Raw genomic sequence first — 8,414 nt, 5'->3', positions numbered from 1 at the left:
CACGTGCGGCATGGGTGCCTACGCGACCGACACCAGATGCTGGCGCTGAGGTTCACTCCGGTAGCGGCTGGGAGCACCGCTGATCCGGCAGATCCGCCAGACCAACTTCGCGAGCGGGTTCATCAAGCCGGTGTCCTGGCACAACATCCGAACGTCGCCGAACATGTCGCGCAGCATCTTCCGCGACTCGGGTGACCGGAAGAAGATCTCCTTGCGCACCGAGCGAGGGATATCGAATTCCTTCCAGAACGCCCGAGGCGGCACGATGATGGCCGAGCACAGGACGCGCATCACGACGGGCACGTAGATCGACATTACGAACCGCTTGCGCCGCGGAAGGTGGGGCACTCGCTTGCGCAGGTACTCGTGCGCGAACGAGATGTGCCGAGCCTCCTCAGCCACGTGAATGGCCATGACGCGCTCCATGATCGGATGCAAGGTCTTGCCCTCGCGCAGCACGTTCTTCTGCGTGTGGTCGATGGGCTCCTCGCCGGCGAGAATGCCGAACCAGAACGGGATCGGAAGCGGTCCGGCGACCAGCGGGATGACCGGCTGTATCCACTTGAGCATCCGTGGCATGCCGGGCACGTCGGCGCCGATGCGGTTCACCATCTCCTGAAACATCAGGGTGTGGTTGCACTCTTCGACCGCCTCGTGGAGACAGTAGCGGTACTCGGGCGAGCCGTTGGGCGTCCAGAATGCGTACTCCATCAGCCCGCGGATCAGGATGGACTCGAAGTGCAGTCCGACCTTGGCGACGTTGGCCTGACGCCACATGCCGATCTCGATCTGCCGCTCCTTGGACTGCGACCGATACCAGGGGTGCTGGCCGATCGGATCCGTCGCCGGAAGGATCCAGCGCTCGTCGTCGGGGGTCACCTTGAACTCCGGGGAGTCCCAGTCAATGTCCGTGTACGGATTGAAGTTGCGCCGCACCGACCCCTCGGACAGTGTGGTGAGAGTGTCCACGTACCCGGTGTCGTCGGAGACGTCCATGTTCTTGCGCCAGCGGCGGATGATCCGCGTGCGAGCGATCTTGACAGCCATTCGAAGCCTCCCGTGAGGTTTACATTTGTCGGCCTGCTGTCCACCACGGTACCGGAGGTCCCAGTAATTGAACAGGGCGTTTTCCTGTATGTGCGCTGACCGGGTTATCCACATCACATGTGACGCAGGCAACAGCCACTGATGGTCGAACTGAAGACCGAAGCCGAGATCGAGGCGATGCGGGCCGCGGGCGCCGTGGTCGCCGAGGCCCTGCGCGCCGTCGTCGCGCACGCCGCTCCTGGGCGTACGACGAGGGACCTCGACAGGGTGGCCGCCGACGTCCTCGCAAAGCATGGCGCGGGTTCGCCGTTCCTGAACTACCACCCGCACTGGGCGCCGGTCCCCTTCCCAGCGGTGCTGTGCGTCAGCGTCAACGACGCCGTCGTCCACGGCATCCCCACCGACGAGCTGCTCGTGGACGGCGACCTGGTGTCGGTCGACTTCGGGGCGACGCTGCGCGGCTGGTGCGGAGACGCGGCCCGCAGCTTCGTCGTCGGCAACCCGCGCACCGGGGACGTCGCACTCATCGAGGCGACCGACGCGGCGCTTGCCGCGGGCATCGCCGCGGTGAAACCGGGCAACACCCTCGGCGACGTCGGCCATGCGATCGCCACGACCGCCCGCACGGCGGGCTACGGAATGCTCGCCGACCACGGCGGCCACGGAATCGGCCGCACCATGCACGAAGATCCGCACGTGCCGAACGTCGGCAGGCCCGGCAGGGGCATGAAACTGCGGCCGGGCCTGGTCATCGCGATAGAGCCGATGCTGATCGCCGACGGCACCGACGACTACACGCACGATTCCGACGGCTGGACACTGCGGACGGCGACCGGCGCCCGCGCCGCGCACAGTGAACACACCGTCGCCGTCACTACCGACGGTGCCAGGATCCTGACCAGCTGACGACGGCCAGGAGCCGTTTCGCTGCGCCTACCTCGTCCCGAAATCCCCCGTCGCTGTCATCTTGTTGCCGTTGCTGAGCGCCGAGAACCCCGCCTCGGTCAGTTGGCAGTCCGTGATGATCGCGCGGTGGGGCGGGCTGTTCATCCAGGAGGTGACCGCGTTTGCCGGGGTGCCTGCGGACCCGGTGCCCCAGAAGACGATCTCGCCGAGATCGGCGTACTGCGTGTAGCCGGCATCCGTGACGCGCTGGACGAGGGAGGAGCCGTCCGAACCGGTGTGGTCGGACACTCCGTTCGCGAGCATGTCCTCGGCGTGCCGCTCCGCCGACGCGGTCAGCTGCGGATTGGCCGCGACGGGGCCACAGCCGTTCGCCGCGCGCGTCGCGTTGATCTGGCTCAGCACCGCGACGCCCTGGTCACCGCCATCTGCCTGGGCCGGCGCAGCGGCGAGCACCGAACCGAAGACCGTCATGGCCGCCACACATACCGGCACTAGCGTCGAGATCTTTCCGCGATTGATCACGTGGCCCCCAAAGGCTCAAATTCCCGACAGATCACAGTATGGACACGGCGGGGTCGATGTGTCGGGTGTTTACCCACATTTCCGGTATTTTCCGCCCACCCTCCCCGCGGAAAGTGCATGAGTCCGGTCACTACTCTTGACCACATGGCCGACCTCACGATTCCCGCCGACCTCAAGCCCAAGGACGGACGCTTCGGCTCCGGGCCGTCGAAGGTGCGCCCCGAGCAGCTGAAGGCGCTGGTCGATTCCGGGCACCTGTTCGGCACCTCGCACCGGCAGGCACCCGTCAAGAACCTGGTCGGCCGCGTCCGCGACGGTGTGCGCCAGTTGTTCGCGCTCCCTGACGGCTACGAGGTGATTCTCGGCAACGGCGGCTCGACCGCATTCTGGGACGCTGCGGCATTCGGGCTGATCGACAAGCGGTCGCTGCACCTGACGTTCGGCGAGTTCAGCGCCAAGTTCGCCTCGGCGGTGGCGGCCAACCCGTTCGTCGGCGACCCGATCATCGTCAAGGCCGATCCCGGCAGCGCCCCGCAGCCGCAGTCCGACCCGTCGGTCGACGTGGTCGCGTGGGCGCACAACGAGACCTCGACGGGCGTCGCGGTGCCGATCCAGCGCCCCGACGGCGACGCGCTGGTGGTCATCGACGCGACGTCGGCGGCAGGCGGCCTTCCCGTCGACATCGCCGATACCGACACCTACTACTTCGCCCCCCAGAAGAACTTCGCGTCCGACGGTGGGCTGTGGCTGGCGATCATGAGCCCGGCCGCGTTGGCGAGGGTCGAGCAGATCGCGGGATCGGGCCGCTGGGTGCCCGACTTCCTGTCGTTGCCGATCGCGATCGACAACAGCCTGAAGAACCAGACGTACAACACCCCCGCGATCGCGACGCTGGTGCTGATGGCGGACCAGCTCGACTGGCTGCTGGGCAACGGCGGGCTCGACTGGGCCGTCAAACGCACCGCCGACTCCTCGCAGCGGCTGTACTCGTGGGCCGAGACGACGAGTTACACCACCCCGTTCGTCGCCGACCCCTCGTTGCGGTCGCAAGTCGTCGGGACCATCGACTTCGGCGAGGAAGTGGACGCCCCGGCCGTGGCCAAGGTGCTGCGGGCCAACGGCATCGTCGACACCGAGCCGTACCGCAAGCTGGGCCGCAACCAGCTGCGGGTCGCGATGTTCCCTGCCGTGGATCCCGATGACGTCAGCGCACTGACGGCCTGCGTGGACTGGGTCGTCGAGCGCCTCTGACGATCACCGCCGTGACTGCGTGTCAGACGCCGGTTACGGCTCGGTAACGAAGTAGGGTGGCCGCTTAAGCCGCCCTAGGAGGTCGCACATGCGGGAACTGAAAGTCATCGGACTCGACGTAGATGGCAAACGCATCATCTGCGAGACCGCCGGCTCCGGCGAGAAGTTCATTCTCCGTCCAGACAGTCGCCTCCGCGCCGCGTTGAACGATGACCGTGCCGTCACCAGCCCCTCTCAAGTCGATGTCGAGGTTCCGAACGTGCTGAGCCCCAAGGATATTCAAGCCAGGATCCGAGCGGGTGCGTCCGTCGAAGAGGTCGCGAATGCGGCGGGCGTCGACCCCGTCCGGGTCGAGCGTTTCGCCCACCCGGTCCTACTGGAGCGCTCCCGCGCGGCCGAGCTTGCGACCGCCGCGCACCCCGTGCTCGCCGACGGACCCGCGGTGTTGACGCTGCTGGAGACCATCACGACGGCCCTGGTGTCCCGTGGCCTCGATCCCGACGCCACAGCGTGGGACGCCTGGCGCAATGAGGACGGCCGCTGGACCGTCCAACTGTCGTGGAAGGCCGGGCGTTCGGACAACGTCGCCCACTTCCGCTACACGCCGGGAGCCCACGGCGGCACGGCGACGGCCTTCGACGACGCGGCGGCAGAGCTCATCGATCCCCAGTTCGACCGGCCACCGCTGCGGTCGGTCGCACCGGTGCCCACCCTCGATCTGTCGCTGCCCGAGCCGACACCGGCACCCGAGCCGCCCGCCACCCCTGCTCCGGAACCCGCGACGGCCAAGACGCCCGCCGAGCCCAAGCCCCGCACCCGCAAGCGCAGTAGGCCAGAGGTGCCCGGCTGGGAAGACGTCCTGCTGGGAGTGCGTTCCGCCACCCAGCCCTGATCGCGTGGGCCATGTTGAAATATTAGTTATGTAGACTAAGTTTCATGCCCCGTACCGACAACGATTCATGGGACCTCGCGTCCAGCGTGGGCGCCACCGCGACCGGCGTCGCCGCGTCCCGCGCACTGGCCACCCGTAGCCCGACGCCGCTCATCGTGGACATCTACGCCGAGCCGCTGGTGCGCGCCGTCGGCGTCGACTACTTCACCAAGCTGGCGAACGGCCTCGTCGAACCCGACGAGCAGGGCAACCTGCTCGACCCGCAGCGACTGGCCGACGGCATGGCCATCCGCACCAAGTACTTCGACGACTTCTTCGCCACCGCGACCGACGCAGGCATCCACCAGGCCGTCATCCTCGCCGCCGGTCTGGACGCCAGGCCCTACCGGCTGCCGTGGCCGGACGGAACCACGGTGTTCGAGCTGGATCAGCCTGCTGTCGTCGACTTCAAGTCACGCACGTTCACCGAGATGGGTGTGCCCCCTACCGCAACGCTGCATTCGATCGGCATCGACCTTCGCGACGACTGGCCCGCCGCACTCCGCGCGGCGGGCTTCGCCGCGACGGTGCCGACCGCGTGGATCGCCGAGGGACTGCTCGGCTATCTGCCGCCGCAGGCCCAGGATCGGCTGTTCGACGACATCACCGCACTGAGCGCCGCCGGCAGCCGAGTAGCCACCGACTGGCAGCCCGACATGACCGTGCTCACCAGCGACGGGGTCCGCGCGATCGCTGCCGGCCAGCGCGCCAACGGCCTGGACCTGGACGACCCGTCGGAGCTCACCTATCAGGGCCAGCGCAGCAGCGTCGTCGACTACCTGAACGCCAAGGGCTGGCAAACCACGACCGTGACCGTCGAGGACGTGTTCCTCGACAACGGGCTCGAGTTCCGGCCCGACGAGGCGATGACGGGCCTGTTCAACGCCACCTACACGTCGGCCCGGCTGAGCTGAAAGCCGCTACGCCACAACCGTTCCAAGGGCCATCGCCAGTAAAGCGAGCCAGCCGGCCACCACCCCGACGCCACTGCCGAGCACGAACCAGCGCCAAACCGGCCGGGCCCGCCAACCCCACACCGTCGGGGCGAGCCCGCCGACGGCCACCAGGTTCAGCCCCACCGCCAGCAGCGGATGCACCCGGGTCAGGCCAACGCTCAGGACGACGATCGCGCCCGCCGTCACCGCCGCGACGAACGCCGCGACCGTCAGCCCCGTCCCCCAGGGCGTCGCATCCTCGTTCACGGCACGAGCCTAGCCCGCTCGTAAAAGGCCAGCGCCGCAGCCGTCGCGACGTTCAGCGAGTCCGTACCCCTCGCCATCGGGATACGCACCCGAACGTCGCTGGCCCGCATCGTCCGTTCGGTCAGACCCGGGCCCTCCGCGCCGACGAGGATCGCCACCTTCTCGTCGACAAGACCCTCCATCGCGTGCGCCAACGTCTGGGCGGCGGGACTGGGCGTCATCGCCACCATCCGAAAACCGTTGTCCCGCAATACTTCGAGATCACCTGGCCAACTGGCGTAAGAAGCGTAGGGCACCAGGAGCGCGTGGCCCATCGACACCCGCACCGCCCGTCGATAGAGCGGGTCGGCACACCCCATGCCGAATACGATCGCGTCGACGTCGAGGCCCGCGGCGTTGCGAAAGACCGAGCCGAGGTTCTCGTGATCGTTGACCCCCTCGAGCACCGCGATCGTGCGCGCACCCTCGATCACCTGCGATATCGACAGCTCCTGCGGGCGCGGCGCGGCCGCCAGCACGCCGCGGTTGAGGTGAAAGCCGATGACCTGGGCCATCACCTCGGCGCTGGCGCGATAGAAGGGTGCATCGGTGGACTCCAGGTCGCCGGTCAGCTCGCCCAGCCTGCGCTCCGTGCCCAGGAACGCCGCCGGCTCGAATCGCGACACCAGCATCCGTTGCACCACCAGCACGCCCTCGGCGATCACGAGTCCCTTGCCGCTCGGCAGATCCGGCCTGCGATCGATGCTGTTCAGATCGCGGAAGTCGTCGAGGCATGGGTCGGTCGGATCGTCGACGTCGACTACTGGGCTCATTCCCCGGTCCGCTTCGCTTCCTGCCCGCCTGGACTCATCCCCCGGTCCGCTTCGCTTCCTGCCCGCCGGCGCTCAGCTCACGTTCCTTCGTCCACGATCGCCGACATCAGATCGGCGGCCGCCAGCAGGGTCTTACGCTGCCCAGGTTGAAGTTCGGCGAGGCGCTGCTGCAACCACTCCTGGCTGGCGCGGCGCTCGACGTCGATCAGTTCCTGCCCCGAGGGTGACACCGACACCAGCACCTGACGGCCGTCGTCGGGGTGCGCGGCACGGTCGACGAATCCCAGCTCTGCCAGCGATGCGATGACCCGCGTCATCGACGGCGGCCTGACGCGCTCCCGAATCGCCAGCGCGCCCGGTGTCATCGAACCCTCCTTGGCCAGCGTCGCGAGCGCCGACAACTGAGACAGCGACACCGGCGAGTCCGGGCGGCGGAAGCGCAGCTGCCGCGCCAATCGCACGACGGCCAACGACAAGTCGCTGGCCAGGCGGGCGTCGGCGTCGGTCACGACGCAAACAGTACCGACAGTTGAACCGGGATCGGTTAGGTTGGTCCGCAATGGACGCGACGACGCCGTCACCGCATGACGACCGAGGAGAACCTCCGGCTCTGCCGGACGTCCTTCTGCAGCCGTGGCCGGTCATCGTCACTATCGCGGCTGGCTGGCTCATCGCCGTCGTGCTGGCCTTCTCGGTGCCCGCTCTGCACGACTGCCGCCCGGTGACGCTGGCCGGGCTTGGCGTTGGCGTGGCAGGCACGTCGATCTTCCTGTGGCAGCGGCGCGCCGCACGCCGCGGCTCCCGCGGCGCCCAGAGCGGAATTCGCTGAACCTGCTCTCAGGGCTGCGTCAGGTCGAGGACGCCGTCGTCGTACGGATCGAACATCGGTGAACCGATGGTGGCGGCCTGCGGGGTGTCCGAGTGCGCGCCGCAGCCGTACTCCTCCGAGACGACGTGCCCGTCGGCCGACATCTCGTTGGCGCACACTCCGAACAGCGTGCCAAGCGATCCGGTCAGCGACAGGTAGTACGCACAGTCACGGCACACCTTGCGCGTGGCACGCGCCATGGCCGAGCCGGGTCCGTATTCGCCGTCGTGCCAGCGCTCCGCGGCCTCGATGCGGCCCCACTGGCTGAGGACCTGACGCTTGCCGAGCCCGATGTCACCCGCGACCTCGTCGAGCTCGTCGTCGCCGGACGACGTGTACCCCGGCACCACCCGCGGATCGTCGACGGGTGTGGCCAGCAGGTCCCCCGGACCCAGATCACCCGGCTGGACGCGCTCCTGCCACGGCACCCACTGCGGTGCGAGCAGCGCCGTCGGGCCCGGCACCAGGACCACTTCACTGATCGTGGCGTGATCCGCACCGGGATGCGCCGCGACCACCACCGCCCACTGCCAGCCCTGGTATCCGGGCAGGGTCGCCAGGAAACGGTGCGTCACGGCGGACGGGTCGTCGGAGCCGGCGCCGAGGTATTCACCGACTACGTCATCGCCGCTGAACTCCCTGATCGCCGCGCGCGCAGCGTCGACCGCGCCCATCAGTACGGTGGCAGGGTCAGCCGGCGGTTGCGACGGTTCGGTCGCAAAATCCTGCTCGGCGGGTTCGATCATGCTCTCCATCGTCATCAATACTGCCTGACGACCCGCGAGCAAAGCCACACCGGCCGCCCTGCAGGCGGCGGTCAGCCCCATGGGGAACAATCGATGGGGTGACCGGATCGTGGCGTGACCCCCCCACGG

Annotated in this window: 11 protein-coding genes; 5 read left to right on the top strand and 6 right to left on the bottom strand. The window is 68.1% G+C overall.

Annotated elements, in window-relative coordinates; all coding sequences use genetic code 11:
• Nucleotides 1-18: 18 nt before the first annotated feature.
• Nucleotides 19-1,035 (bottom strand): diiron oxygenase, encoded by a 1,017-nt coding sequence (locus ACRDUX_RS14605; RefSeq protein WP_526414741.1) that lies wholly within the window; start codon nucleotides 1,033-1,035, stop codon nucleotides 19-21.
• Nucleotides 1,036-1,188: 153 nt separating this feature from the next.
• On the opposite strand from ACRDUX_RS14605, the gene map reads away from it, so the two are divergent.
• On the top strand, nucleotides 1,189-1,953 hold the full coding sequence (gene map / locus ACRDUX_RS14600; RefSeq protein WP_526414739.1) for a type I methionyl aminopeptidase: 765 nt from the start codon (nucleotides 1,189-1,191) through the stop codon (nucleotides 1,951-1,953).
• Between the two features lie 27 nt (nucleotides 1,954-1,980).
• Here map and ACRDUX_RS14595 read toward each other — a convergent pair whose 3' ends face one another.
• The gene (locus ACRDUX_RS14595) at nucleotides 1,981-2,424 is read right to left on the bottom strand and encodes a CAP domain-containing protein (protein WP_526414738.1); all 444 of its coding nucleotides are present in this window, start codon (nucleotides 2,422-2,424) and stop codon (nucleotides 1,981-1,983) included.
• 195 nt (nucleotides 2,425-2,619) lie between these two features.
• On the opposite strand from ACRDUX_RS14595, the gene serC reads away from it, so the two are divergent.
• The 3 genes from serC (at nucleotide 2,620) to ACRDUX_RS14580 (ending at nucleotide 5,571) form a co-directional block, all read left to right on the top strand.
• Complete coding sequence (gene serC, locus ACRDUX_RS14590; RefSeq protein WP_526414737.1) at nucleotides 2,620-3,726, top strand: phosphoserine transaminase; 1,107 nt, start codon at nucleotides 2,620-2,622, stop codon at nucleotides 3,724-3,726.
• 88 nt (nucleotides 3,727-3,814) lie between these two features.
• Nucleotides 3,815-4,618 (top strand): septation protein SepH, encoded by an 804-nt coding sequence (gene sepH / locus ACRDUX_RS14585; RefSeq protein WP_526414736.1) that lies wholly within the window; start codon nucleotides 3,815-3,817, stop codon nucleotides 4,616-4,618.
• A 44-nt stretch (nucleotides 4,619-4,662) separates the two neighbouring features.
• Entirely contained in the window at nucleotides 4,663-5,571 is a 909-nt protein-coding gene (locus ACRDUX_RS14580) for an SAM-dependent methyltransferase (protein ID WP_526414735.1), read from the top strand.
• A gap of 6 nt (nucleotides 5,572-5,577) precedes the next feature.
• On the opposite strand, the gene ACRDUX_RS14575 is transcribed toward ACRDUX_RS14580, so the two are convergent.
• The 3 genes from ACRDUX_RS14575 to ACRDUX_RS14565 all read right to left on the bottom strand — a co-directional run bounded on the left by ACRDUX_RS14575 (nucleotide 5,578) and on the right by ACRDUX_RS14565 (nucleotide 7,180).
• Entirely contained in the window at nucleotides 5,578-5,859 is a 282-nt protein-coding gene (locus ACRDUX_RS14575; RefSeq protein ID WP_526414734.1) for a DUF2537 domain-containing protein, read from the bottom strand.
• A complete protein-coding gene (locus tag ACRDUX_RS14570; RefSeq protein ID WP_526414733.1) occupies nucleotides 5,856-6,671 on the bottom strand; it encodes a TrmH family RNA methyltransferase in 816 nt (271 codons plus the stop codon). Before ACRDUX_RS14570 ends, ACRDUX_RS14575 begins: the two co-directional genes overlap by 4 nt.
• A gap of 77 nt (nucleotides 6,672-6,748) precedes the next feature.
• Nucleotides 6,749-7,180, bottom strand: coding sequence for an Rv0880 family HTH-type transcriptional regulator (locus tag ACRDUX_RS14565; protein ID WP_526414732.1), 432 nt, complete (start codon nucleotides 7,178-7,180; stop codon nucleotides 6,749-6,751).
• 50 nt (nucleotides 7,181-7,230) lie between these two features.
• Between ACRDUX_RS14565 and ACRDUX_RS14560 the strand changes: the two genes are divergently transcribed.
• Nucleotides 7,231-7,500 (top strand): DUF2530 domain-containing protein, encoded by a 270-nt coding sequence (locus tag ACRDUX_RS14560; RefSeq protein WP_526414731.1) that lies wholly within the window; start codon nucleotides 7,231-7,233, stop codon nucleotides 7,498-7,500.
• An 8-nt stretch (nucleotides 7,501-7,508) separates the two neighbouring features.
• Here the strand turns inward: ACRDUX_RS14560 and ACRDUX_RS14555 are convergent, their stop codons facing one another.
• Nucleotides 7,509-8,285 (bottom strand): DUF3027 domain-containing protein, encoded by a 777-nt coding sequence (locus ACRDUX_RS14555; protein WP_526414740.1) that lies wholly within the window; start codon nucleotides 8,283-8,285, stop codon nucleotides 7,509-7,511.
• Nucleotides 8,286-8,414: the final 129 nt, after the last annotated feature.

The sequence above is a fragment of the Mycobacterium sp. genome (assembly GCF_050701675.1).
Lineage (GTDB): Bacteria > Actinomycetota > Actinomycetes > Mycobacteriales > Mycobacteriaceae > Mycobacterium.
The sequence above is the reverse complement of the archived record's forward strand: the minus strand, read 5'-3'. Positions and strand labels throughout refer to the sequence as shown.